General features: G+C 60.5%; 20 protein-coding genes, 1 pseudogene and 1 riboswitch. Of the genes and pseudogenes, 17 read left to right on the forward strand and 4 right to left on the reverse strand.

Features of this window, described 5'->3' with window-relative positions:
• From thiC to NKH91_RS27795, 14 genes and pseudogenes are all read left to right on the forward strand, one after another.
• Nucleotides 1-1286: phosphomethylpyrimidine synthase ThiC (gene thiC, locus NKH91_RS27730; RefSeq protein WP_352951023.1), on the forward strand; the 1286-nt coding region annotated here is incomplete at its 5' end.
• Nucleotides 1283-2284 (forward strand): glycine oxidase ThiO, encoded by a 1002-nt coding sequence (gene thiO / locus NKH91_RS27735; RefSeq protein WP_352885329.1) that lies wholly within the window; start codon nucleotides 1283-1285, stop codon nucleotides 2282-2284. The genes thiC and thiO, both read left to right, overlap by 4 nt.
• The gene (gene thiS / locus NKH91_RS27740) at nucleotides 2253-2450 is read left to right on the forward strand and encodes a sulfur carrier protein ThiS (protein WP_352885330.1); all 198 of its coding nucleotides are present in this window, start codon (nucleotides 2253-2255) and stop codon (nucleotides 2448-2450) included. Before thiO ends, thiS begins: the two co-directional genes overlap by 32 nt.
• A gap of 1 nt (nucleotide 2451) precedes the next feature.
• A complete protein-coding gene (locus NKH91_RS27745) occupies nucleotides 2452-3225 on the forward strand; it encodes a thiazole synthase (RefSeq protein ID WP_352885331.1) in 774 nt (257 codons plus the stop codon).
• A complete protein-coding gene (locus tag NKH91_RS27750) occupies nucleotides 3222-3827 on the forward strand; it encodes a thiamine phosphate synthase (RefSeq protein ID WP_352885332.1) in 606 nt (201 codons plus the stop codon). The genes NKH91_RS27745 and NKH91_RS27750 overlap by 4 nt, the downstream gene beginning before the upstream one ends.
• Nucleotides 3818-4576, forward strand: coding sequence for a hydroxymethylpyrimidine/phosphomethylpyrimidine kinase (locus NKH91_RS27755; protein ID WP_352885387.1), 759 nt, complete (start codon nucleotides 3818-3820; stop codon nucleotides 4574-4576). Before NKH91_RS27750 ends, NKH91_RS27755 begins: the two co-directional genes overlap by 10 nt.
• 962 nt (nucleotides 4577-5538) lie before the next feature.
• A complete protein-coding gene (locus tag NKH91_RS27760) occupies nucleotides 5539-5700 on the forward strand; it encodes a sterol desaturase family protein (RefSeq protein ID WP_352885333.1) in 162 nt (53 codons plus the stop codon).
• A 74-nt stretch (nucleotides 5701-5774) separates the two neighbouring features.
• On the forward strand, nucleotides 5775-6437 hold the full coding sequence (locus tag NKH91_RS27765; RefSeq protein ID WP_352885334.1) for a hypothetical protein: 663 nt from the start codon (nucleotides 5775-5777) through the stop codon (nucleotides 6435-6437).
• Nucleotides 6438-6792: 355 nt separating this feature from the next.
• Nucleotides 6793-8325, forward strand: a complete 1533-nt coding sequence (locus NKH91_RS27770) for a Fic family protein (protein ID WP_352885335.1) — start codon at nucleotides 6793-6795, stop codon at nucleotides 8323-8325.
• A gap of 647 nt (nucleotides 8326-8972) precedes the next feature.
• Nucleotides 8973-9239, forward strand: coding sequence for a hypothetical protein (locus NKH91_RS27775; RefSeq protein ID WP_352885336.1), 267 nt, complete (start codon nucleotides 8973-8975; stop codon nucleotides 9237-9239).
• Between the two features lie 733 nt (nucleotides 9240-9972).
• On the forward strand, nucleotides 9973-10293 hold the full coding sequence (locus tag NKH91_RS27780; RefSeq protein WP_352885337.1) for a hypothetical protein: 321 nt from the start codon (nucleotides 9973-9975) through the stop codon (nucleotides 10291-10293).
• A gap of 1023 nt (nucleotides 10294-11316) precedes the next feature.
• Nucleotides 11317-12646 (forward strand): annotated as a pseudogene (gene glyA / locus NKH91_RS27785) (serine hydroxymethyltransferase).
• Nucleotides 12647-12700: 54 nt separating this feature from the next.
• Nucleotides 12701-13876, forward strand: coding sequence for a methionine adenosyltransferase (gene metK, locus NKH91_RS27790; RefSeq protein WP_352885338.1), 1176 nt, complete (start codon nucleotides 12701-12703; stop codon nucleotides 13874-13876).
• 106 nt (nucleotides 13877-13982) lie between these two features.
• Nucleotides 13983-14975, forward strand: a complete 993-nt coding sequence (locus NKH91_RS27795) for an adenosine kinase (RefSeq protein ID WP_352885339.1) — start codon at nucleotides 13983-13985, stop codon at nucleotides 14973-14975.
• A 32-nt stretch (nucleotides 14976-15007) separates the two neighbouring features.
• Here the strand turns inward: NKH91_RS27795 and NKH91_RS27800 are convergent, their stop codons facing one another.
• Nucleotides 15008-15685, reverse strand: coding sequence for a transposase (locus tag NKH91_RS27800; protein ID WP_245274818.1), 678 nt, complete (start codon nucleotides 15683-15685; stop codon nucleotides 15008-15010).
• Nucleotides 15686-15974: 289 nt separating this feature from the next.
• On the opposite strand from NKH91_RS27800, the gene NKH91_RS27805 reads away from it, so the two are divergent.
• Together NKH91_RS27805 and metE are read left to right on the forward strand one after the other, a co-directional pair.
• Complete coding sequence (locus NKH91_RS27805) at nucleotides 15975-17603, forward strand: MFS transporter (RefSeq protein ID WP_352885340.1); 1629 nt, start codon at nucleotides 15975-15977, stop codon at nucleotides 17601-17603.
• A gap of 501 nt (nucleotides 17604-18104) precedes the next feature.
• A riboswitch (cobalamin riboswitch) is annotated at nucleotides 18105-18305 on the forward strand.
• A gap of 95 nt (nucleotides 18306-18400) precedes the next feature.
• Nucleotides 18401-20746 carry a 5-methyltetrahydropteroyltriglutamate--homocysteine S-methyltransferase gene (metE, locus tag NKH91_RS27810; RefSeq protein ID WP_352885341.1) on the forward strand — a complete coding sequence of 782 codons (2346 nt, stop codon included), beginning with the start codon at nucleotides 18401-18403 and terminating at the stop codon, nucleotides 20744-20746.
• 80 nt (nucleotides 20747-20826) lie between these two features.
• Here metE and NKH91_RS27815 read toward each other — a convergent pair whose 3' ends face one another.
• From NKH91_RS27815 to NKH91_RS27825, 3 genes are read right to left on the reverse strand one after another with little or no spacing between them, the layout of a single operon-like run.
• Entirely contained in the window at nucleotides 20827-21042 is a 216-nt protein-coding gene (locus NKH91_RS27815) for an FMN-binding negative transcriptional regulator (protein WP_352885342.1), read from the reverse strand.
• A gap of 34 nt (nucleotides 21043-21076) precedes the next feature.
• Nucleotides 21077-21979: a dihydrodipicolinate synthase family protein gene (locus tag NKH91_RS27820; protein ID WP_352885343.1), complete on the reverse strand. Its 903-nt coding sequence runs from the start codon at nucleotides 21977-21979 to the stop codon at nucleotides 21077-21079.
• Nucleotides 21980-22031: 52 nt separating this feature from the next.
• Complete coding sequence (locus NKH91_RS27825; RefSeq protein ID WP_352885344.1) at nucleotides 22032-23264, reverse strand: trans-sulfuration enzyme family protein; 1233 nt, start codon at nucleotides 23262-23264, stop codon at nucleotides 22032-22034.
• A gap of 125 nt (nucleotides 23265-23389) precedes the next feature.
• Between NKH91_RS27825 and pdxR the strand changes: the two genes are divergently transcribed.
• On the forward strand, nucleotides 23390-24841 hold the full coding sequence (gene pdxR / locus NKH91_RS27830; RefSeq protein ID WP_352885345.1) for a MocR-like pyridoxine biosynthesis transcription factor PdxR: 1452 nt from the start codon (nucleotides 23390-23392) through the stop codon (nucleotides 24839-24841).
• Nucleotides 24842-24975: the final 134 nt, after the last annotated feature.

A 24975-nucleotide genomic window follows, 5' to 3' on the forward strand; every position in this document is an offset into this window, starting at 1 on the left:
GCGCAATCATTCCCGCCAACATCAACCATCCCGAGAGCGAGCCGATGATCATCGGTCGCAATTTCCTGGTCAAGATCAACGCCAATATCGGCAATTCAGCGGTCACCTCCTCGATGGCCGAGGAAGTGGAAAAGATGGTGTGGGCGATCCGCTGGGGCGCCGACACGGTGATGGACCTGTCGACCGGCCGCAACATCCACAACATCCGCGACTGGATCGTCCGCAACGCGCCGGTGCCGATCGGCACGGTGCCGCTCTATCAGGCGCTGGAGAAGGTGGGCGGCATCGCCGAGGATCTGAGCTGGGAGCTCTATCGAGACACGCTGATCGAACAGGCCGAACAAGGCGTCGACTATTTCACCATCCACGCCGGCGTGCGGCTCCACTATATTCCGATGACTGTTGACCGGGTCACGGGCATCGTCTCGCGCGGTGGCTCGATCATGGCCAAATGGTGCCTGCACCATCACAGGGAGAGCTTTCTTTACGAGCATTTCGCAGAGATATGCGACATCTGCCGGGCCTATGACGTGTCCTTCTCGCTCGGTGACGGGCTTCGTCCGGGCTCCATCGCCGATGCCAATGATGCGGCGCAATTCGCCGAACTGGAAACGCTGGGCGAGCTGACGCAGATCGCCTGGGCCAAGGATTGCCAGGTGATGATCGAGGGGCCCGGCCACGTGCCGATGCACAAGATCAAACAGAACATGGACAAGCAGCTCGCTGTCTGCGGCGAGGCGCCGTTCTATACGCTTGGACCGCTGACCACCGACATTGCGCCGGGCTACGACCACATCACCTCAGGCATCGGCGCCGCCATGATCGGCTGGTTCGGCACGGCCATGCTCTGCTACGTCACGCCGAAGGAGCATCTCGGCCTTCCCGATCGCAACGACGTCAAGACCGGCGTGATCACCTACAAGATCGCGGCGCATGCGGCCGACCTGGCGAAGGGCCATCCGGCAGCGAAAGCCAGAGATGATGCCCTTTCCCGCGCGCGCTTCGAGTTTCGCTGGGAAGACCAGTTCAACCTGTCGCTCGATCCCGAAACCGCGCGGTCCTTCCACGACCAGACCTTGCCCAAGGAAGCGCATAAGGTGGCGCATTTCTGCTCGATGTGCGGGCCGAAATTCTGCTCCATGCGTATCTCCCACGACATCCGCGCCGAGGCACAGAAAGAAGGCATGGCGGCGATGGCGGCGAAATACCGTGAAGGCGGCGATCTCTACATGCCAGCTGACGAGACCGGCGCACCGCTCGTGCCGGAGGCGCACGAGCGACCATGAGGATGCTGGTAAAAGGGGCCGGCGTCGCCGGCCTCACCGCGGCCTTCGAACTCGCCGTCCGCGGCGCGACGGTCACAGTCGCCGAGACAAGACATGCCCTCGGCGGCAATGCGTCGTGGTTCGCCGGCGGCATGCTGGCGCCATGGTGCGAGTGTGAAAGCGCGGAGCAGCCGGTGCTGGATCTCGGACGTGACGCCGCCGACTGGTGGGATGCGGTACTGCCGGGTCAGGTGACACGGGCCGGAACACTGGTCGTGGCCGCGCCGCGTGATGCCGGTGAGCTTGACCGGTTCGCCCGTCGCACGTCAGGGCATCGGCGTGTCGATGAAGACGAAATTGCGCTCCTGGAACCCGACCTCGTCGGCCGCTTCCGGCGCGGATTGCTCTTCCCCGATGAGGCTCATCTCGACCCGCGTCAGGCGATGGCAGCACTTCATGACAAGCTTGCAGCCATGGGTGTCGAATTCCGCTTCGGCGCCGATGCCCGGCACATTTCCGGCTTCGATCGTCAGATCGATTGCACGGGGATGGCGGCAGAAGACGACGGGCTGCGCGGCGTTCGCGGCGAGATGCTGATCCTGCGCACGCCGGACATTTCGCTGTCACGCCCGGTCCGGCTGCTTCATCCGCGCTTTCCGCTCTACGTGGTACCGCGTACCGATCACCGTTTCATGATCGGTGCGACGATGATTGAAAGCCGGTCCGACGGACCGGTCACGGCGCGCTCCATGATGGAGCTTCTGGGTACCGCCTATGCCCTCCATCCGGCCTTTGGCGAGGCCGAGATCGTTGAAACCGGTGTCGGCGTCCGTCCAGCCTTTCCCGACAATCTGCCGCGCGTCGAAATGAGCGGAGACACCGTCGCGATCAACGGGCTCTATCGCCATGGCTTTCTTCTCGCCCCCGCCATGGCGCGCCTGGCGGGCGAAATTGTCTTCAATCACGACAAACCCGTGGAGCTTGCTCATGAAACTGATGGTCAACGGCAAAGTGCATGAGGTTGCCGCCACCACGCTGGCCGAGCTGCTTGCCGCGCTTGACTATGAGGGCGATTGGCTCGCGACCGCCGTCAACAACGACCTCGTGCACAAAGCCAGCCGGGCGGAATTCCAATTGAACGACGGCGACGGGATCGAAATCCTCTCGCCCATGCAGGGAGGCTAGCATGTTCGATCTTCTCGGGACGACGCTTCCCTCCCGCCTGCTTCTCGGCACGGCTCAATATCCTTCGCCGGCCATCCTTGCCGATGCAGTCAGGGCATCGGGCACCTCGGTGGTGACCGTCTCGTTGCGCCGTGAAATGGCAGGCGGCAGGGCTGGCGAAAAATTCTGGTCGTTGATCCGCTCGCTTGGTGTCAGAATCCTGCCCAACACTGCTGGCTGTCACTCCGTCAAGGAAGCGGTCACGACCGCACAAATGGCGCGCGAAGTCTTCGGCACCAACTGGATCAAGCTCGAAGTGATCGGCAATCACGACACGCTGCAGCCGGACGTGTTCGGTCTGCTCGAAGCCGCCCGCATCCTGTGCGAGGACGGTTTTGCGGTGTTACCGTATACTACCGACGACCTTGTCGTGGCCGAGCGGCTGCTTGCGGCGGGCTGCAAGGTCTTGATGCCGTGGTGCGCACCGATCGGTTCCGCCCTCGGGCCGGTCAACATCATGGCGCTGCGCTCGATGCGCGGACATTTCCCTGATGTCCCGCTGATCGTGGATGCTGGTCTCGGACGGCCATCGCACGCGGCAACAGTCATGGAGTTCGGCTTTGATGCCGTGCTCCTGAACACAGCGGTCGCCAAGGCGGCCGATCCGGTCGGCATGGCGCGTGCGTTCGGCAAGGCGGTCGACGCCGGTCGAGAAGCTTTCAGCTCGGGGATGCTCGAACCCCGCGACGTCGCGGTGCCATCGACACCAACATTCGGCAGGGCGGTTTTCTCATGAAGCTCGATCCCTTCTACCTGATCGTCGACAGCGCCGCCTGGATCGAACGGCTGGTGCCACTTGGCGTCAAGCTGGTTCAGTTGCGCATCAAGGATAGGGACGAGGCCACGCTGCGGACGGAAATCCCCCGCGCGAACGGCGTCTGCGCGGTCCATGGTTGCCAACTGATCGTCAACGACTATTGGCGGCTCGCCATTGAGGAAGGCTGCGACTTCGTCCATCTCGGCCAAGAGGATTTGGCTGCGGCCGACCTGCTGGCGATTAAGTACGCCGGATTGAAGCTCGGGCTCAGCACGCACGATCATCTCGAACTGGAAACGGCTATCGCTGCCGAGCCCGACTATATCGCGCTCGGCCCCATCTATCCCACCATCCTGAAGCAGATGAAATGGGCGCCGCAAGGGCTCGAACGGATCAGCGAGTGGAAGCACCGGGTCGCACCGATCCCATTGGTCGCAATAGGCGGCCTCAACCCCGACCGGCTCGACGGTGTCTTCGAGGCTGGTGCGGACAGCGCGGCGGTGGTCACCGACATCACGTTGAATGCCGATCCCGAAGCGCGCACGCGAGAATGGATCGAAAAGACAAAGCCATGGCGCTGAGTCGAGAACCGCATGTGCTCGTGGTCGGCGGATCAGACTCCAGCGGTGGGGCTGGAATTGCACGCGATATCGAGACGATCTCTTCCATTGGCGTGCGCACCTGCCTGGCTGTCACAGCGCTGACGGTGCAGACGCACGAAGCCGTGATGGAAATCCATCCTTCGCAGCCCGATCTTGTGGCCGATCAGATGCGCGCCGCGCTGCAGGCCAACAAGGTGGCGGTAATTAAGATCGGCATGCTCGCAACGGCCGAGATCGTCGTTGCCGTCGCGGCTGTGCTGCGCGAAAATCCGCGGATACCGGCAGTCCTCGATCCGGTGCTGGCTTCCACGTCAGGCCGAGCGCTTCTTGAAGCAAGCGCCATCCCCATGATGAAGCAGGATCTGATGCCACTTTGCCGAATCGTCACACCCAATCTCATCGAACTGGCGCTTCTTGCCGGCTCAGAGCTGGCGGTGGATGAGGTCGGCGCGCTTCAACAAGGACAACAACTGCTCGCCGCCGGGGTTCAGGCCCTGCTGATCAAAGGCGGCCATGCCTCAGGACCTCGCTCAACGGATGTTCTCGTTTGTCCCAACCAAGAACCCGTGCGCCTCGATGATCGTCGGCTGGCAAGAACGATGCGCGGCACCGGCTGTGCCCTGGCCAGCGCGATAGCCGCGTATCTGGCGATCGGGGGATCGATTGAGAAAGCTGTGCGCCAGGCCAAGCTTCTGGTGTTCGAAAAGATTTGGAAACACCCCATATGAGAATCGGGCTCGCGATAGGCGGCCCCATTTTATCGCCGACGATTTCAGCCAACGGAGGGTCATGTTCGCTGGCCGGTGCTTATGACAAAAGCATCTGATCCTGACCGCTTTTGTGGCTCTGGTTTCGTCGATGGGTAAATGATCTTCGGTTCAGCAGACGATTAGCAGCGGGAGCCAGGCACCGCCAATCGCGTGGATCTAGGATCATATTGCGCGAGCAAGAATCCCGTTGGCGGCGATTATCACCAAGGGGATCTTGGCGTCGGCAACTGTGCACACCTGACTAAATCTAGTTTGCGGCGATCATAGCCGCAAAACATCAAAAAATAAGAGCGAGTAAATTTTAGTAGACAGCTCATAACTCGAAGCAACGTTATCGTAGCCGCCGGCGCGCACACTGGTGCATAGTTGGTCGCCTCGCGCAAGCCACCTCGTCTGCTGGACTCCTCCACCATTTGGGACACGGATGGGTGTTATCCAAACAACTAATTTTATCAATCTACCAGGATGCCCGCATAGCGGTGCCGGCAGAATGCTCACCGTTTGGATCGTACTTCGGTTAGCCTTGTCAACGCGAGCCCATTTGCTGGGCGAGACAAGGGCCGCGCGAAGGAAGGAGCAAACAACTGCAGATTCTCGACGTTAATCAGATGGTCCAGTACTACCTAACATCGCTTGAGCTGGTTGTGATCTTCGCTAGGCGCGGCGCTGGAGCTAACCTTTCCGGCTTTTCGATACACTTTGCCTCATATGTTCGCGGCGTGCGGAATTGGATATTGGTTCGGATGGGGTACATTTATCTGGCATCTCTACGCTGCGAGCTTGGGCTGGTTAGGAATAAAGCCGCTCGTAACGATCAATTTCGGTGCGTTGCTTCACTCTGACAACGCAGTCATTAACACTGGATTCGCCCTCATTTCAGGGTCTTAGTCGCGATTGCCGGCGACTTCTTTTACTACTGGATGCACCGCGCTCAGCATGCTGTTCCATTCCTCTGGCGCATGCACGCTACTCACCACTCGATCCGCGAATTGACGGCATGGAATTGCAATCATCACTTTTCCGAGCCACTCATTTATGCAGCGCTTGTATCACCCACTCAAGCTGATCCATTTCGAATCTAGCGTAGTGCCCGCTGTTGCCATGACACTGATTACCTTTCAGGGACATCTTTCACACTCTAGCACCCGCATCAATCTTGGGCCGCTTCGATACGCTGGCGGCGTTCCTCGGGCGCGTCACCGGCATCACACTGATCCGGGATAAGCTGCACCGCTACCGGGCCCGGCAACGGCTGGAGGCGTTTGTTGCGCGCAAGACAGAGCTCGTGCAGGCGCAGCGCGGGGCGGCGCATATCCAGCGGGAGCGGCACCGGCTGCAGGCCGTAGACGGCGAGCGCACGCTGAAGGCGCTGGCGGCGGTCGACAAACGCGAGCTGCAATCGCTGGAAGTGAAGCGCGGGCGCGAGCAGCGGATCAAAGACCGGGCGGGGCATGTGCATATGCCGGCGCTGACGCTGGAGCTGAAGCCGAAGGGGCGCCGCGCGTTGGTGCGCAAGGCGCAGAATCGCTACAAGGATACGCTGCGTGTGCCGGAAGAGCGGCAGGCGCGGGTTGACCAGGCGGCCAGCCCTTCCACCGACCTGCAACAGGCGATGCAGGATGCGCTGGCGGCGCAGTCGCCGTTGTCGAAAGCGGTGGACGTGCGTGACGCGTTCGCGCGCGCAGCCGATGACGGGAAGAGCGGGGACAGACAGGGCAGTGGTGATGAGGGCGCGATTGCCGACAAGCCGATCTCGCGGGCGTCGCGGCGTAGTGAGCGCGGGCGCGGCCGTGATGATCGTGGCGGGAGGGAGAGGTAAGGAGCGTCTTTTCTTTGAGAATTCGCGTTTACGGGTACCCACGATGCACAACGGGCGAGTTTTTCAAAGAGGCGCGTCCTTCTTCGAAGCGCTTTGGAGGGCCAGGCTCTAGGCTCGCCCCGAGCCCCTGCGTAGCCTGCGGGGGAGCTGGGTCTCGGCCCATTCGGACTTCGCGCAGACGAGCTATGGAAACGATCAAAGCTGTGATTTCGCTGGGTTATTCCCGATTATCGCATAAAAAACTTGTTATCGCACAACTTAAAAAACTTGCAACTCCACAGCATCATTGACTTGTCGCCTATCAGCACTATATACTTGTAATCGCACAGCTCTAAAAACCTGCAAAGGCACGGCCATGGCCAAGCCCCATGAAAAACTCGCTGAATCACTGGCCGTCCTCAAAGAGCTGCAGGAGGGTGGGCGGCGCATATTCAAGTCAGATGAGCTGACCCGCGTCCACCGGGAGCGGCTGCTGCAGAACGGGTTCCTGCGCGATGTTATCAAAGGCTGGCTCATGTCGACCGGCCCGCAGGCACAGCAGCAAGACACCACCTCCTGGTACGCGAGCTTGTGGGAGTTCTGCTCCCTTTACTGCAATGACCGGTTCGGCAAGGACTGGTTCCTGTCACCGGAGCAGTCGCTGCTTCTGCACGCGGAAGCGCCCACTATTCCGCCTCAGGTGGTGGTGAATACCCCCAAAGGCACGAATAACAAAATCGACCTGCTGTTCGGCACTTCGCTCTATGACCTCAAGGTCAAGGAGATGCCGGCCGAACTGACAGAGAAAAACGGCCAGCGGGTGTTCACTGTCGAGGCCGCCCTTACCCGGGTGCCGGAAGCGTTCTTCCAGCGCGCCCCTATCGAGATGCAGATCGCCATGGCGTCGGTGCGCGACGTATCAACCGTTCTGGCCCTGCTGCTTGATGGCGGCCATTCCGCCGTGGCGGGACGGCTTGCGGGGGCCTTCCGTCGCGTAGGACGCGACTCCTTTGCCGATGAAATCGTGGCCGCCTTCAAAGCCGCGGGCTATGACGTGCGCGAATCCGATCCGTTCGCGGGACAAATTGGAGTGACAACCATTGAGGCGGGCGTACCGCCGTTGGTCGCCCGCCTGCGCGCGATCTGGCAATCGCAGCGCGAAGCCATCATCGAGATATTCCCGAAGGCACCCGGACTGCCGTCCGACAAAGACGCCTATATGAAGTTCGTCGAGGATATCTACGAAAGCGACGCCTACCATTCGCTGTCGATAGAAGGGTACAGCGTCACCCCGGAACTCATCGACCGGGTGCGCGAGGGGAGCTGGAATCCGGAGATTGATGAAGAGGACCGCAAGAACCGGGATGCGCTTGCCGCGCGTGGCTACTACCTCGCATTCCAGAAGGTCAAAGACTCTGTTGCCGCGATCATCAACGGCAAGCCAGCCGGCGCGTTGACGCGGGACACTCACCGGGAGTGGTACCGGGAGCTGTTCGCGCCGTCAGTGACCGCCGGCATCCTCAAAGCCAGCGCGCTTGCGGGATATCGCAATCACCCTGTGTACCTGCGCGGCTCGCAGCACGTGCCGCCGCGTACCGAAGCGGTGGCCGATGGTATGAATGAGCTGTTCGACCTGCTGGAGTCGGAGAAGGAGGCCTCCGTGCGTGCCGTGCTGGGGCATTGGCTTGTGGGCTATGTGCACCCCTATCCGGACGGCAACGGACGAATGGCGCGGTTCCTCATGAACGCGATGCTGGCTTCAGGCGGTTACCCCTGGACAGTCGTCAGAGTCGATGACCGGAAGGCCTACCTCGCAGGGCTGGAGGAGGCGAGCGGCAATATGAATGTGAAAACGTTCGCCGCCTTTCTCGCCGAACGGGTGAAGTGGTCTATGGAGAAGGCGGCGTGAGGTCGGTGCTGTGCCATGTTTAACTTGCTTGTCTCGGGCCACGGCGAGTGGTGGGAAACGCCGCCGTTCACGTCAACTATTGACCGGTTCAAGGAATATAGCGGCGCCGAGGCCGAGGCTATCGACCTCGCGCGCCCTGAAACATTGCGCCGGCTGGAGGAAATCCCGGCGCTGTTGATGTACGAAGTCGGGGCGGGAGGCCCGCACGCGCGCGCGTGTCCGGAACGGCCGCGTACGCAATATCGTTCGGCGCGGACACGAACTGGCCTTCACCTTCGAGCCCTATCCGGAACATGCCTTTCTCGACCGGTCAGCGGTGTTGAGAACTGCGGGCCGGCTGGGCATTCAACAGTTCGAACAGCACCGTACGCACTGGGCGATCAAGGATGGTGACATTCCGGCCGAGCTGATTGCCACCGGCACCGCTGAACGGGCGCAGCGCACCGTTGCCGTGGTTGCGGCAGAATATGTAGAAGCGCGCCGCGAGGGACGAAGGAGAGAAGCTGCCGAACTGGCCGAAGAACTGGAGGATTTTCCTCCCTCGCTGGAGAAAGCACTGTCGCTCGTGCCGGCGCGTATCCTTCAGCAGCCGATTATACCCGATCCTTGGGATAGAGCCCCGCACGCCCGAAGGCCGCAACGCCGTCGTGGCCGTCGTCGCAAGGTATCACAATCGGCAGGACTTGCCTGCCGACTGGTCTTATTCGCTGGCGTGGTTCCTGGACCTTTACGGCAGCGCGACGGAAGCGGGGCGCCTTGACGGCGCGCTGGCCGAATGCGCAACGCATATGATCGCGCTCGGCACCGGCGAGGGAGAAGCCGCCGCCCCGGTTGAAGATATCGGCTACGCACTCTGGCGCTGGTCGCGAAGCCCGAAACTCATCGGCGATCTGCGCCGGGAATCGTTGAGATAGCGCAGGAGGTTTTGTCGCTTACCAAAATCAACCGGAACTCGACCCAGATCAACCAGAAGCTTCCCATTCCCATTCTAGCAGCCAGAAGAGTGGGTGAGCTTTTGAAATACTCTATCCGAGGAATCGATAAGCTCAGACTATCACAAGTATACATAGTTTTTTCTGTTATAGGTTTTGCTCGGCTGCAGGCAAAGAGCTCCGGATAAACTTCAGCACGAAAGCAGAATTGAATGAAGGTTGGCTACACCGAGTTCTCATTTGGGTATGCCTTCACGGAAAACCTTATCCGGTCATCGTCAGCCGCACCTGTAGGCGCGCCGGTCTTTCCAAACCTCATACAGGAGGGGCATTCTGGCTTTGACATCCGCATCAATTTCCCAGGGGTTCCGCTGTTTTTCCAGTACAAGCTTCCGGAGCTGATGAAGCGAGGAACTGCCTTTGAGATTGCGAGCGGACATTGTCCCGGTTTGTCGATACCATTTTTTCGGATTGCGATGATGCGCAGGGATGTGTCGCGTCAGCATGAACTGCTTCTTCGGCTTGAGGCGCGCTATCCGTCAAACGTCTTCTATGCGGCTCCTTGTATTGCAAACATCAGCGATTTCGACCGCTCTTATAATGGAGCAACCGTAGCACGGCAGTCCATTTTCGTCTCACCAGGGGATATTGGGCCCTTGCCAGACGACAAAGCGCACAGCCTTGCCTATAAACCTGGACTGGCAACTGGATATTTTTGCTCGAACCCAAGCCCACCAAAGTTCAAACATTTGATGATCTCGCTGCGCTCTTTAAGGAGCAGTTCGCCGAGAAGCGTTTTGCGGAAGTCGGCGAGGCGGCGCGTGAGATGCGCGAAAACGTACTTGAGCTTGCTTCGCCGTCAATGCGGCAAGCCGAACAGCTCATTGCTGAACGGGTCGGCGCGATACGCATTCAGATTCTAGACGGCGCAGCCAGACCGCCCGAGGAAGAGCGCGCAGGCACTGACATTCTCGTAGCGCGGGAAATTGCGCGTGTCGATCTTGGCGTCGACCTGCTGGTGGCCCAACCACGCTAACGACATCATACCTCGCTGATTAGCCCAGCTTTTGTCTAGAGGCCACAGTTATGAGACCGCGAACTACTTGGCCGGGAAGAAGATCGGATTGAAAGCGAACCTTCCTTGTCATCTTTGCATCACGGTCAGTCTGCACGAGATTGACCGCTGCAAGCCGGGAGCAAGACCGGGCTTTGCAAACGTTGCAACAGATCCTTCAAGGAAATTCATAGACTCTTAGCAACTCCGGTTCGCTGTGAATGGTAGGCTTATTGCAACGTTTGAGTCAGTGGGGTTCGAACCGTGGCTTATTCTCCGACCCGCCGAACTGCGTGCAATTTCGGCTAAAGGCAATGGCAAGAAGAGCGCCCATCTTGTTTGTTCGACACAGCCATATCGGCTCAAAACAGTATCTTCACGGCCACCGAGATTGTCCGGTCGGTGGACAAGCAACCATATTATTTGGTTCGAAAGCTGCAAGCACGCCACAGAATCACCAATCCAATTCTGTGCAAAGGCCTCACACTTCGGTCACCGACACCGAGCCGGCCGACGCACTGATCAGCGGCGATGAAAGGGCGGTCTATCTGTGGAGAACGCGAAATGACAAATTCAGTAGGACGAGTGCCCAGGCTTTCCAAGTGGCTTGGTCCTGACCAATGCTGACACTGGTCAGTCGCCTACGGACGGCAGCGCATTTAGATCGCCTTCGAATTTTAGGCCTTTGCGCGCACGCGGACCTAATTGTCTGCCAGCTAGCGGAGATTCTGGGTCTGCGTCGTGAGCACGTTGTACGACACGTCCGGCTGCTGGCCAGAGCCGACTTTCTTTACTGCAACGAACAACGTCCGTGGTGCTCGTACAATCTCAAAACAGGAGGTAAGGACGGCGGGCTGGTTCAATTGTTGGTTGATCTCCTGCCCCACGGCGATGGCTATCACAAACGAGACCTTCAACGGCTCGAAGCGGTACGAGACACGCGGCCGAAGGGGACCGCATGCTTGACCGTGAAATAGATCAATCCAATTGGAGCGCGAAGCTACCATGGACAACTCCGCCGACAGCGCCATCGCGCAGCCCGACACTTACGGACGGTCTCGCTTGGCGGCGGTTGATTGCCGCCTTCACGAACTGCTTCTAAGACAGGAGCGGCAGGAGCGGACGACGCTCAAACTGATCGCATCTGAGAACTTTGCCTCCTCGGCCGTGCTGGAAGCAACCGGTTCGATTTTCATGAACAAGTACGCCGAGAGGTACCCCGCTGCGCGCTACTACGCGGGAAACGAGATCGTCGATGAGCTTGAGAACCTCGCCATTGAGCGCTTGAACACGTTATTCGGCAGCGAACACGCCAACGTCCAGCCTTATTCCGGCTCGCCGGCCAATCAGGCTGTCTACCGCGCGCTTTTGAGCCCCGGTGACAAGATCATGGGCTTGCCCCTTCCGGAAGGGGGCCATCTGACTCATGGTTGGGCCATCAACTTTTCCGGAACTGACTATCAACGCGTCCCCTATGGACTAGATGAAAAGACACAGCAGATTGACTATGACCGCTTGCGCGAGACAGCCAAGCGAGAACGGCCGCGGCTCATTTGGGTCGGCGGAACTGCTTACCCGCGTGTCTTTGACTACGCGGCAATGGCAGAAATCGCCCTGGAAGCGAACTCCTATCTCGTAGCCGACATTGCGCACATCAGCGGCCTGATTGCCGCGGGAGCGCACCCGAATCCCGTGCGCCATTGCGACGTGGTCAGCAGCACCTCCCACAAATCGATCCGCGGTCCCCGCGGTGGTTTCATTTTGTCCAGGAACGAAGATCGCTATCAGGCCCTGTATCATACAAAGAGCAAATACAATCTCGCCAGACGAATAGACCGGGCGGTCTTTCCTCACCTGCAAGGCGGGCCCCACATGAATGCCATCGCTGCTGCCTTGCACGAAGCCGCGAACCCGTCCTTCCGAAGCTACGGCCAACAGACCGTCAAGAATGCCAAGGCTCTTGCACAGGCACTGATCGAGCGAGGTTATGACCTGGTTACCAGGGGGACGGACAATCACATGCTGATCCTTGATCTGCGCGATCGACCACTATCGGGCAAGGCCTATGCCGAGCGGCTAGCAAAGGCAGGCATCATCACAAACTTTAACATGGTGCCTGGCGACCCGCGGGATCCGGCGGTCACAAGCGGAATTCGCCTGGGGGCGCCAGCAGTGACGTCAATGGGCATGCGCGATGTGGAAACCGTGCAAATTGCTCGCTTCATTGACTCCGTCCTCTGGCGAGCCAGACGACGAAGATCTCCATGCCTCCCTGCGAAGAGACGTTGCCGACTCGTGCGCTGCGTTCGAGGTCCCGGGCATCCCCGACAGGTAAGGTGGGCTAAGCAAAATGCCCCATACAACTCCAACACCCGAAGTGAGGCATTTCATGGCTAGGCAGTTCGTGTTCTCTTCCGAATCGGTTGGCGCGGGACACCCGGATAAGTTGGCTGACAACATCTCGGATGCCATCCTCGATGCCATCCTCCGCACCGATCCCAAGGCGCGCGTCGCCTGTGAAGCGTTGGTAAAATCAGGGATAGTCGTTCTGGCTGGCGAGATTACCAGCGGTGCGCGGGTGGATTATAGCCAAGTTGCGCGCGATACAATTCTCGATATTGGATACGACGATGAGGCCGTCGGCTTTGACGGCCGGCGTTGCTCCGTCGTTCATGCACTCACCGAGCAATCGCCCGACATTAGCCAGGGCGTTGACGAGGGACGAGGGCAGGACCTGCAGCAGGGAGCGGGAGATCAGGGCCTCATGTTCGGCTACGCATGCCGCGAAACCGATACCTTAATGCCTTTGCCGATCCAGCTCGCGCATCGCTTGACGAAACGACAGGCAGATGTCCGGAAAGCACGACAGCTTGGCTGGTTGCGTCCTGATATGAAATCCCAAGTCTCAGTGCGCTATGAGGGGTTGCGCCCGGTCGCCCTTGATACCATCGTCGTATCGACCCAACATGACGAGCAAGTCTCGCAAGAGACGGTCCGCGAGGGCGTCATTGAGGAAATCATAAAGCCTGTCCTGCCGACCCACCTGGAGACGGAAGGCATCAGAATTCTGGTCAACCCGACGGGGAGGTTCGTAGTCGGCGGGCCGCGCGGCGACTGCGGTCTCACTGGACGCAAGATCATCGTCGATTCCTATGGTGGGATGGGTCGTCACGGCGGCGGCGCCTTTTCGGGCAAGGACCCGTCCAAGGTTGACCGCTCAGCTGCCTATGCGGCCCGGTATGTCGCAAAGAATATCGTCGCTAGCGGACTTGCGGACGTCTGCGAGGTGCAGCTTGCTTACGCAATCGGCGTGGCCAGTCCGGTTTCTGTCATGGTCAACACGTTTGGAACAGCGAGGGTTGAGGAAAGAAGGATCGAGCGCCTCATTCTTGAGTTGTTCGATCTCAGACCGAAGGGCATTATCAAGATGCTTGATCTCTTACGCCCTATATACCGCAAGACCGCGACCTATGGCCATTTCGGCCGTGAAGAGCCTGATTTCACCTGGGAGAAGACAGACAGGGCCGACGAATTGCGTCGCGAGGCAGGACTCGCCGCCCCGTGAGGGCCGACGCCGAATGGATTGGCATCCGGAAAGCCCATTCCAACTCGCCAGACCCGCCGGCCGGCCGGCGTGGCAAGAAGCCGTCGGGATTTTCGCGGAGACATTGATGCCGGACTATGACGTGCTTTGTATAGGAAATGCCATCGTCGACATCATCGCCCAGTGCGACGAGGCGTTCCTGGAGACCAACGGCATCATCAAGGGCGCGATGAATTTGATCGACACGAGGCGCGCCGAACTGCTCTACAGCCGCATGGGCCCGACCATTGAAGCCTCGGGCGGCAGCGCCGGCAACACGGCGGCGGGCGTCGCCTCCTTCGGCGGCCGCGCCGCTTTCTTCGGCAAGGTCTCCAACGACGCGCTCGGCGAAATCTATGCGCATGACATCCATGCCCAGGGCGTCGCCTTCGACACAAAGCCGCTCAACGGCGAACCGCCGACGGCGCGCTCGATGATCTTCGTCACGCCGGACGGCGAGCGCTCGATGAACACCTATCTCGGCGCTTGCGTCGAACTCGGCCCGGAGGACGTCGAGGCCGACAAGGCGTCGGGCGCCGCGGTCACCTATTTCGAGGGCTATCTGTGGGACCCGCCGCGCGCCAAGGAAGCGATCCGGCAGACGGCGAAACTCGCCCACGCCGCCGGGCGCGAAGTGTCGATGACATTGTCGGACTCGTTCTGCGTCGACCGTTACCGCGACGAGTTCCTCGATCTGATGCGCTCCGGCACCGTCGATATCGTCTTTGCCAACAGCCACGAGATCAAGTCGCTCTACCAGACCGCGTCCTTCGACGAGGCGCTGGCGCAGATCCGCAAGGATTGCAAGATCGCCGCCGTCACCCGCTCGGAAATGGGCTCGGTCATCGTGCGCGGCGACGAGACCGTCACCATCGAGGCGACCAGGATCCGCGAGCTGGTCGACACGACAGGCGCCGGCGACCTCTACGCCGCCGGCTTCCTTTACGGCTACACGCAAGGCCGCGGCCTGAAGCAGTGCGGCGATCTCGGCTCGCTGGCCGCCGGGCTGGTCATCCAGCAGATCGGCCCAAGGCCACGCCAGAATCTGCGCCGAGAGGCGGAGCAGGCGGGATTACTGTAGGTGGCGAGCCAAGAACCAGCTGCCCACCCTCCTTAATCCAGCCCGAGCCTTTTCTTCAGTTCCGCATTCTCCTTGCGGAGACGATCGGCAAGCAGGCTCTTTAGCCGCTTGTTTTCTTCCTCGAGCGCGACGAGATCCTTCAGCCCGTCACTGTCCGCCGCCGGCGCCGCCGCCTTCTTCCAAAGATAATATGTCTGTTCCGAGATGCCGGCTTGCTTCACCGCGCTCTTGAGAGTAGCGCCGCCGCCGATCGAGGTCTCGATCTGCGCCAGCTTCTGGGCACGATCCTTCGCGGAGTAGCTCTTTCGGCCTGTTCGCGCTGACGGCGGTGCTTCAGTGGTCGCGGATATCGGCTTGGCGCCCTCCTTGCGGGCAGGCGCGCTCGCCTCAGCTTCTGGCTTCCTCGACCGCCGCGCTCTCGTCTTCGGTTTTGGCGTTTCCGCTTTGTCTGCCGGTGCGCTAGGAACTACTGCTGACTCGGTTTCCAGGGGATTGGCCATGAAATGCTCCACTCGCGGTTTTTGCAAAGGTTCAGCATCAAGGGCCACTACAGTAGAGTCAACAAGCTGACGATTTAACGGCTCGACTTCCTTTGTTGTCTCGGCCATCGCCGCGGCGATGTCGAAATTGCCCCAGATGGAACGTGCGGATTTTTGATAATTGCGCTTTTGTTTGACTTCCACGGTGAATGGTCGCGTCTGCCGCCTCATAGTTCCTTCCTGAATAGGAGAATGAAGTCGCCGCTCAAATTTTTGGCGCTTCCTGCTTAGCGCGGAGCATTATCGTATAGCCGCTCAACGGGCAAGTGATGCCGGTCTTCGATGGCTGACCCATCTGGGGAGATTTGAGCGGCTTCGCGCGTCCTGCGCATGCCTGTAAGGCCGCCAGTTTTCTGGGTTAGCAGGCGCGCCACTGTGGCAGCTTGGCTTGTACGGCGAGGCCATGGTTGAGTGAGGCGAACCAAATCCAGCCCCGCGGTCGATCCCGAAGCTTCCCACAATGGCGAAGAGAACATCTTCACTCGTTCCTTTTCAGCACAAGACCTTCCGTTCGCTATGGTCGGCTGCACTCGTTTCGAACCTTGGCACCCTGGTGGAAGGTGTGGCGGCGGCCTGGCTGATGACGAGCATCGCCACCTCCCATGGAATGGTGGCGCTCGTCCAGTCATCGACCACCCTCCCCTACATGATCTTCTCGCTCGCGGCGGGAGCGCTCGCGGACAACTTTGACCGTCGCCGGATCATGTTGACTGCGCAACTGCTGATGGTCTGCGTATCCGCCTTCCTGGCGTTCCTGACCTATGCGGGGGAAATGACACCCTGGACCCTTCTGGGTCTCACCTTCCTGATCGGCTGTGGTTGGGCATTGCACGATCCCTCTTGGCAAGCCTCGATGGGGGATATCCTGCCTCGCGAACACCTGCCTAGCGCGGTTGCGCTCAACGGCATGAGCTACAATCTCATGCGCAGCATCGGGCCGGCGATTGGCGGCATAATCGTGGCCACAGCCGGTGCGGCCTTCGCGTTCCTGTTCAACGTCTTTTGCTACTTCGCTCTGATCGCTGCGCTGTTGCGGTGGAAAGCCGTACGGACACGACAAGCGCTGCCGCGGGAGGCTTTCGGCAGTGCGATGGCGGCGGGCTTCCGTTACGTGCTCTTGTCGCCGAACCTTCTCAAGGTCATGTGCCGGAGTTTCATTTTCGGCCTCACCGCCGTTGTCATTTTGGCTCTCCTGCCGTTGGTTGCTCGCGAACAGATCAAAGGGACCGCGGTCACCTACGGCGTGATGCTCGGCTTCTTCGGCCTGGGAGCGATTTGCGGCGCGCTCCTCATCGGGCGGGTCCGAGAAGTTCTCTCCAACGAATGGGTCATTCGCGGTGCGTTCTTTATACTGGCGATCAGCTGCTTCTTTCTGGCATGGAGTGAGCACGTTTGGCTGAGCTGTCTCCTCCTCATGCCGGCCGGTGCGGCCTGGATTCAATCATTCTCGCTGTTTAACGTCACAGTGCAGCTTTCGGCGCCGCGGTGGGTGGTTGGACGCGCCCTGTCTCTCTATCAGACGGCCACATACGGCGGCATGGCGGCGGGAAGCTGGCTTTGGGGCGAACTGGCGGATGTCCAAGGTGTTTCGGGAGCCTTCCTCGTCGCCAGCGTGGTTCTTGTGATTGGTGGACTGATGGGGATCGTTCTGCGTCAGCCGGATTTCGAAACGCTCAATCTGGATCCGACCAACAAGTTCAGCGAACCGACGCTGCAACTTGACCTGCGGCCACGAAGCGGTCCGATCATGGTGATGGTCGATTATCGTATCGATCAGAGAGATGTCCCAGAATTTCTCAGTGTGATGACATCGTGGCGAAAAGCCCGGCTGCGAGATGGCGCCAGACAATGGGCGTTGCTGCGTGACCTGGAAAAGCCCGAACTATGGACCGAGTGCTATCATGTGCCAACCTGGGTCGAGTATGTTCGCCACAACAACAGGCAGACCCAGGATGACGCCGAAATCGTTGCGCGCCTGGAAGCGCTGCACCGTGGCGATTGTCCGCCCAAGACGCATCACAAGATCGAACGCCAAACCGTGCGCGTGCACGACGATTTGCCGCTCAGGCCTCATTTGGACAGGACTTGAGCTGGCCCGGTGGTTTGAGCCGGGTTACCTTGAGCCGGTGGGCTGCGAACAAGCAGTTCGAGACATTGGCCTCGATCACTTCGCAACACGCCGCTGCGCCTGGCCTCGGTGTGCTCCCCCCGAAATCGTTGTGTCATATCACCGAGGGCATCACGGCCAACAGCTTCCACATGGGCAACAGCCTCGCCATTGAGCCGAATATGGTCGCGAGCAGATCACCAACGAAGCGGTCGGAACCTCGGAGCCGAAGTTCGACGCCGAGGTGGTTCGCATGATGCGCTAAGCAGCACCACGGCGCTTGCCGGTGTGTTTGCTGCCGGCAGCCGACGAACTCCTATCCTCCTGGACAAGGGCGCCGTGCGTCATTGCTTTGATTTACCGGCCGCTCAAGGCTTCCACAGTTTTCGCTTTCGAGGCGACCTTTGGAACATGCCAACGGAAATTTAACATAACGACATAAACATTTCTTTATGCGGCGTTGACAAAGAAGCGAACTGCTGTAATTGTCTCCCGCGTCGTGGTTCTCCGTACGGCGCTGCCGCAGCGGAGCTAAGAGGGAAGCCGGTGCGATGCCGGCGCTGCCCCCGCAACTGTTAGCGGCGAGCCAACCCCACTCATGTCACTGAGGCGAATAGCCTTGGGAAGACGGGTAGAGGCTATGACCCCGCGAGCCAGGAGACCTGCCACGGCGAATTACGTCCACGGGCGGGGTGTCTCGGTGGCCGCTGCAGCCTGGCGTTCGTGCCGGCCTGCTAGCGCCTTCCTTGTCACCGACGCCCCAACCATCGGGGTCTGGCATGACTGTCTCTCAGCAAATTCCTGTAGCAACGCTCGGCGTGCCCCGCTTCGGTCGTCGGCGAGAACTGAAATTCGCGCTTGAAAGCTACTGGTCCGGAAAATCGTCCGCTGCCGACCTTCTCACGACCGCGAAGGCGCTCCGTGCCGCTAGCTGGGAGGAGCAGCACGATCGCGGCGTGTCGAAAATCCCGTCGAACGACTTCTCGCTCTACGACCATGTGCTCGACACCGCAGCCATGGTCGGCGCCGTTCCATCCCGTTACGGCTGGAATAGCGGCGAGGTTCCACTTCACATCTACTTCGCAATGGCGCGGGGCAACCAGGGTCAGACGGAGGATTGTCGACACGCTGGTCACCAGCAGGCGGCTCATCGGTCTGATGTAACCGCGATGGAAATGACCAAGTGGTTTGACACCAACTATCACTACATTGTGCCGGAACTCAACGATGATCAGACGTTCGCCCTCTCGTCGACGAAACCGGTCGATTACTTCATCGAGGCTAAAGCTCTCGGCGTTCACACACGCCCAGTCATCCTTGGACCGATCACCTTCCTCAAGCTGGCGAAATCGCCTGCCGAAGGATTCGATCCCATCGCGCTCCTGCCGCGGCTGCTGCCCGTCTACGAGCAACTCCTGCAGAGGCTGAAGCTGTCTGGAGCCGACTGGGTGCAGATCGATGAGCCAGCGCTTGTCCTCGATCTGAACCCGAACGAACGAGCTGCGTTCGAATTCGCCTATGGCCAGCTGTCGAAAGCCGCGCCCGAGCTGAAGATCATGCTGGCTACCTATTTCGGGCCGCTGGGAGACAATCTCGAAACCGCGGTTTCTCTGCCCCTGGCCGGGCTGCATATTGATCTCGTGCGCGCTCCCGAGCAGCTGGAAACGGTGGGTCGGCTCGCACCGAAGGATCTGGTGCTCTCGCTTGGCTTGATCGATGGCCGCAACGTCTGGCGTGCGAACCTGCCCGCCATTCTCGACCGCATCAAACCGATCGTCGCCGGCTGGCCCTTGGACCGCGTCGAGATCGCGCCTTCTTGCTCGATGCTGCATGTGCCGATCGACCTCCGCATGGAGACGGAACTCGACGCGGACATCAGGTCGTGGCTCGCCTTCGCGGCCCAGAAGACCGACGAGTTGGTGTTGCTTGCCCGGGCCCTGTCCCAAGGCAGGGATGCGGTGGCAGGCGCGTTGAAAGCGTCTGCCGAGGCTGCCGCCACTCGCGTGACATCCACGAAGATCCATGACCCGCTAGTTGAGGGGCGGATCGCCAGCATTGACGACAGCATGAAGCGACGAGAGAGCGCTTTTGCCGAGCGCTCCAGAGTCCAGGCCGGCACGCTCGGGCTGCCGCCGTTCCCGACGACGACCATCGGGTCCTTCCCGCAGACGCCGCAGGTACGCAGGGCGCGGGCCGCTCATGCGAAGGGCCAGCTGAGCTATGTCGACTACGAGACCTTCCTGAAGAAGGAGATCGAGGCTGCAATTCGCTGGCAGGAAGAGATCGGGCTGGACGTGCTGGTGCACGGTGAGTTCGAACGAAACGACATGGTACAGCATTTCGGCGAGCAGCTGTCCGGCTTCGCCTTCACCCAGCATGCCTGGGTGCAGAGCTATGGGTCGCGTTACGTGCGCCCCCCCATCATCTTCGGCGACGTATCGAGGCCCAATCCGATGACGCTGCGCTGGTGGCAGTTCGCCCAGTCGCTTACGGAAAACCCTGTGAAGGGAATGCTCACAGGCCCAGTGACCATTCTCAACTGGTCTTTTGTTCGCGACGACGTACCCCGCTCCGAAGCATGCCGCCAGATCGCGCTCGCCATCCGCGACGAAGTGACGGATCTCGAATGGTCCGGCGCAAGGATGATCCAGATCGATGAGGCCGCGTTTCGCGAAGGATTGCCACTGCGCCAGTCTGATTGGAACGACTATCTCGACTGGGCTGTCGAATGCTTCCGGATCGCTTCAACGGGTGTAAAGGACGCGACTCAAATCCATACCCACATGTGCTATTCGGAGTTCAACGAGATCATCGACGCGATCGCTGAAATGGATGCGGATGTCATTTCGATTGAGACGTCGCGCTCGAAAATAGAACTGCTGGACGCCTTCACGAGCTCCAAATATCCGAACGAAATCGGGCCCGGAGTCTACGACATTCACTCACCACGTGTCCCGGAAGTCGGGGAGATTTCGGATCTCGTCATGCTTGCCCGCGAGCGACTGTCGGATTCCCAACTGTGGGTAAACCCGGACTGTGGCCTCAAAACACGCAAATGGGAGGAGGTCCGCCCTGCCCTCATGAACATGGTCGATGCAGCACGTGCGCTCCGGGAGAAAGTGTAGGCCGGAGGGTTTCCTGGTTGCTCACCATCGTGGTGAGTCACCGGCTGCCGCATGTCGGCCGTGAATGTGCCAAAACGCGATCACATCCGAGAATGTGCACTTTCCTTCGGCACGTGTACTAGTCGCGCAGGAGTAAAGGGTACCGTTTTCTCCCTGTGACGTGTCGAGTTCGAAGGGGATGTGATTGGCGTCGAGACGCTCCGGCCATGGGTTATCAGCATGCCAAGTGCACTGTTCTCGATCAGTTCGTAGAGGACTTCTCGGCTCGGTTCATCGAAATGCGCGGGTACATACATGACAGGTTCCTTCACTGGCCGCCGGGTTCGCTATTCACCGGTTGACATCCGATGGCAAGCGTTCCAACGCGGCGGCGATCTGGCGCTTCGCTGCTGAGGGCAGAGGCAGGATGGGACGCGGGGGGTCGGCACGGCAAATGTCGAGCAATTCGGCAAGTGCATAGACGACGCGAAGGCTCGAGAACTCCTTAAAGAGGCTCCAGAGCGGCGCAAGCGTGGCATCGATCCGTCGCGCTTCGGCCGCATCGCCCTGTTGCGCCGCCGTGACGATCTTCACGCAGACCTCGGGCAGGATGCCGGCGAGGACGCTGTACCATGTGTCGGCGCCGGCGATCATGGCCTCTGCGGCGTTCCAGTCGCCGCTGTAGCCGATCGAGAACCCTTCCGGCACAGTGCGCCTCTGGTCGGCCAGATGGCTCTTGATCGCATCGCTCTTGTCTGTCGGATTCTTGATAGCGACAATCCCACCCACCTTTGCCAGGCGGCTGACGAGTGCTGGGGTGAAATGGAAATGCGTCGTTCCTGGATTGTCGTAGACGACGATCGGCAGGCCGCTCTCGCACGCCACCGTCGAGAAATGTTCGAACACCTCGTCATCAGTGAGCGGGGTGTAGGAGGCGGCCGCAAGCAGCCCCGCGGCAGCTCCAAGGGCCTTGGCGTCCTGCGCGAACCTCACTGCTTCATCGGTGCGCAGCGCGCCCACACCCACCAGGAGCGGCATTCGCCCGGCGATTTCGTCCAAGGTCTCGGCGAGCGTCCGTCGCCGTTCCTCGCGCGACAGATACATATAGGTGCCGGTGCTGCCGAGAAGACCGATGGAGTCGACCTGAGCGGCGCCAAGCCGAGCAATCAGCCTGCGCAGAGCAACGGTATCGACGCGGCCGTCACGATCGGCGGGCGTGATGGGAAACGCGGAAAGACCGCTCAGGAATGCCATGGCAAGGCTCCAGGTTTGTGCGTGAGCGCAGGACTGGCCGGACGACAGGTCATCACAAGGCGTCCAGAGCCCGCCGCAGGTCGGCGATTAGGTCATCGACGTCTTCAAGACCCACCGAGAGACGCATGAGGTCCTCGCCGACTCCATCGGCCAGATGCGCATCCTTGCGGATCGGCTGACGAGCACGGGTCAGGCTTGCCGGATGATAGATGAGGCTGTCGGCATCGCCGAGGCTGACAGCCCGGGTGATCAGGTTGAGCCGGTCCATCATCCGCCGCGCGCCCTCGAACCCAGCGTGGAGGCCAAAGGCCAACATGCCCGACCCTTGGGACATCTGCTTTCGCGCCGTCACCTGATCAGGGTGCGAGTCGAGGAAGGGATAACTCACCCATGCCACCGCCGGGTGCGCCTCGAGCGCCTGAGCCACCGCAAGGGCTGTGGCGCTGTGGCGTTCCATGCGCAGCGTGAGCGTCTTCAGACCGCGCAGGATCAGGAAGGCTGACATGGGCGAGAGCGCTGCGCCGGTGATGTAGCGCAGGCCCGTTTCGTGTAGCGTGCGGAGCGTTTGCGCGTCGCCGAGAATTGCCCCGCCAAGGGCATCGCCGTGCCCATTGATGTATTTGGTCAGCGAGTGGAGCACGAGGTCTGCCCCATGTTCGAGCGGCCGCTGGAGCGCGGGGGAGGCGAAGGTGCTGTCGACTGCAACCTTTACACCGCGCGCGTGGGCGCGCTCGGCAATGGCAGCGATGTCGAGGATGCGGCTCAGCGGATTCACCGGCGTCTCGAAGAAAACAAGCCGGGTCCGCTCGGTGATCGCGGCATCGAGATTGTGAGGATCGGACAGGTCGACCGCGACGACCTTGATGCCGAAGCGGGGGACCGCCTGTTCGACCATGGCAAGCGTGTTCGCATAAAGCGTCCTGTGGACGATGAGTTCATCGCCTTGGGACAGGAGCGACAGGATCAGCGTCCCGAAAGCCGCCATCCCCGAGGCAACGACCAGACCTGCCTCGGCTCTCTCCAGATTGGCGAGCCGTTGTTCGAGGATCTCCGTCGTCGGATTGTATTCGCGCGCATAGAGCCTTCCGCCAAGAGTGGCGGCCGCCTCGTTTGCTGCCACGCTTTCGAATCCATAGGTCGACGTCAGGAACACTGGCGGCTGGACGGCATTGGAAAAGCGGGCCGGATCGTAGCCATGATGGATCGCCCGGGTGGCAAATCCGGGACCGGTGTCGTTGAGCGACCGCGTGAGAGCATCGGTTTCGGATTGATAGGAGCGGGTCATTCGGCCTCTGAGATCTTTCTTGGGTTCGAAAGATTGACGGCAAACTGGCCAATGTGAAATATCCAGTTGGCGGTGAAAGAGATGGTCCAGTCTTGAGTGACGGTTCTGCAGGTCGCTCGCACGCGATGGGTGCACGCCAGATCTACGAGGCCCTTCGCGAGCAAATCCTCGGCGGCGTCTATGAAACCGGTAGTCAGCTGCCGTCCTCACGCGGCCTGGCAAATGACCTTGGGGTTTCGCGAACGACGGTGACTGTCGCCTATGAGCAACTGACTGCGGAAGGTTTCATCGAAGTCCGTCAAGGCGCACGACCTCGCGTTGTATCCTCGCTGATCGGTCCTGAGACGAGCCGCACTGTCGCGAAACGAGTCGGCCCGGTTGATCTGTCCGCCTATGGCGAACGACTGCGCGTTACGCCGCCCTGGCCGGATTATCTGCCGACTGGGCTGAAGGTCGATTTCCGCTATGGCGACCTGGCGCCGTCAGACTTCCCCGCATTGGTCTGGAAACGTGCGATGAACGAGGCGATGGGGCAGCGCCCGTTGCGTCTTGCCTATGACGATCCTCGCGGCTCGCGCCGGCTGCGCCAGGCGCTCCAGGGCTATCTCTGGCGCGCCCGAACCCTGAGCTGCGACCTCGAGCAGATCATCATCGTCAACGGTTCGCAGCAGGGCCTCGATCTGTGCGCTCGCCTGCTTCTCGATCCCGCCGACCGCTTCGTCATCGAGGACCCGTGCTATAGGATGGCGCGTCAGGTCTTTGCCAGTACGGGTGCCTCGCCCGTCCCGGTCACCGTCGACGAGGACGGGATGAAGACGGAGTTGCTGGCGGGGATCGGGGCACGACTGGCCTATGTCACACCATCGCATCAGTTTCCGCTGGGCGGCGTCATGCCGATCGCGCGCCGCCATCAGCTTCTGGAATGGGCGCGGCACAACAACGCCTATGTGATCGAGGACGACTACGACAGCGAATATCGCTACGACATCAATCCGGTCCCTCCGCTGCACAGTCTTGAGGACCACGGGGCTGTCATCTACCTCGGCACGATCTCCAAAACGCTCTCGCCGATGCTGCGTATCGGCTACCTCGTCGTCCCGACGGAATTGCAGGAGGTCTTCGCTACCGCCAAACAATTCTCGGACCGGCATTCGCCGGTGGCTGAACAGGAGGCTCTGGCCTGTTTGATCGAAAGTGGCGGCTACGAAAGCCATGTGCGGCGTGTGCGCAGGCTGAACGGCGAGCGTCGGGAGACGTTGTTGGGCGCCTTGCGGCACAGCTTCGGCGATCGCATCGCTGTCCAGGGAGCAGAGGCCGGTCTGCACGTCGTCGTTTGGTTCGACGAACTGCCGCGATCGCGGGAAACGACCCTGGTCGAAGCCGCCCGAGGCGCGGGCCTGGGGCTACACCTGATCTCGCCCCTTTACGAGCGGCAGTCGGACGAAGGCCACATCGATCGCATGGGGCTTGTCATGGGCTATGCCGCTTTGAGCATTCGGCAGATCGAGAAGGGCGTTGAGGTCCTGCGAGCGGTTGTCAAGCAGGTGCAAGACGCGTTGCCGGGACACGGTGGCTAAAACGGCGGGGACGTGGCGTGCTGGCGAGGATACCGACCCCTTGGGCTGAACCGCATTTCGTGCAAAGCCAACTGGACTGGGAAAACGCCATGCAACTGGCGCTGTTGATCAGGCCAGTTTTGCAGCAGGTTTCC

It is taken from the genome of Mesorhizobium sp. M0894, assembly GCF_040319725.1.
In the GTDB taxonomy this organism is placed as follows: Bacteria; Pseudomonadota; Alphaproteobacteria; order Rhizobiales; family Rhizobiaceae; genus Mesorhizobium.

Excerpts from the sequence above, each read along its gene's own strand:
- metE (WP_352885341.1), top strand. The coding sequence starts at position 18,401 with ATGACTGTCTCTCAGCAAATTCCTGTAGCAACGCTCGGCGTGCCCCGC.
- NKH91_RS27745 (WP_352885331.1), top strand. The coding sequence starts at position 2,452 with ATGTTCGATCTTCTCGGGACGACGCTTCCCTCCCGCCTGCTTCTCGGC.
- NKH91_RS27805 (WP_352885340.1), top strand. The coding sequence starts at position 15,975 with ATGGCGAAGAGAACATCTTCACTCGTTCCTTTTCAGCACAAGACCTTC.
- NKH91_RS27825 (WP_352885344.1), bottom strand. The coding sequence starts at position 23,264 with ATGACCCGCTCCTATCAATCCGAAACCGATGCTCTCACGCGGTCGCTC.
- thiO (WP_352885329.1), top strand. The coding sequence starts at position 1,283 with ATGAGGATGCTGGTAAAAGGGGCCGGCGTCGCCGGCCTCACCGCGGCC.
- NKH91_RS27815 (WP_352885342.1), bottom strand. The coding sequence starts at position 21,042 with ATGTATGTACCCGCGCATTTCGATGAACCGAGCCGAGAAGTCCTCTAC.
- NKH91_RS27770 (WP_352885335.1), top strand. The coding sequence starts at position 6,793 with ATGGCCAAGCCCCATGAAAAACTCGCTGAATCACTGGCCGTCCTCAAA.
- pdxR (WP_352885345.1), top strand. The coding sequence starts at position 23,390 with ATGGGTGCACGCCAGATCTACGAGGCCCTTCGCGAGCAAATCCTCGGC.
- thiS (WP_352885330.1), top strand. The coding sequence starts at position 2,253 with ATGAAACTGATGGTCAACGGCAAAGTGCATGAGGTTGCCGCCACCACG.
- NKH91_RS27750 (WP_352885332.1), top strand. The coding sequence starts at position 3,222 with ATGAAGCTCGATCCCTTCTACCTGATCGTCGACAGCGCCGCCTGGATC.
- NKH91_RS27800 (WP_245274818.1), bottom strand. The coding sequence starts at position 15,685 with ATGAGGCGGCAGACGCGACCATTCACCGTGGAAGTCAAACAAAAGCGC.
- metK (WP_352885338.1), top strand. The coding sequence starts at position 12,701 with ATGGCTAGGCAGTTCGTGTTCTCTTCCGAATCGGTTGGCGCGGGACAC.
- NKH91_RS27755 (WP_352885387.1), top strand. The coding sequence starts at position 3,818 with ATGGCGCTGAGTCGAGAACCGCATGTGCTCGTGGTCGGCGGATCAGAC.
- NKH91_RS27820 (WP_352885343.1), bottom strand. The coding sequence starts at position 21,979 with ATGGCATTCCTGAGCGGTCTTTCCGCGTTTCCCATCACGCCCGCCGAT.
- NKH91_RS27795 (WP_352885339.1), top strand. The coding sequence starts at position 13,983 with ATGCCGGACTATGACGTGCTTTGTATAGGAAATGCCATCGTCGACATC.
- NKH91_RS27760 (WP_352885333.1), top strand. The coding sequence starts at position 5,539 with ATGCACCGCGCTCAGCATGCTGTTCCATTCCTCTGGCGCATGCACGCT.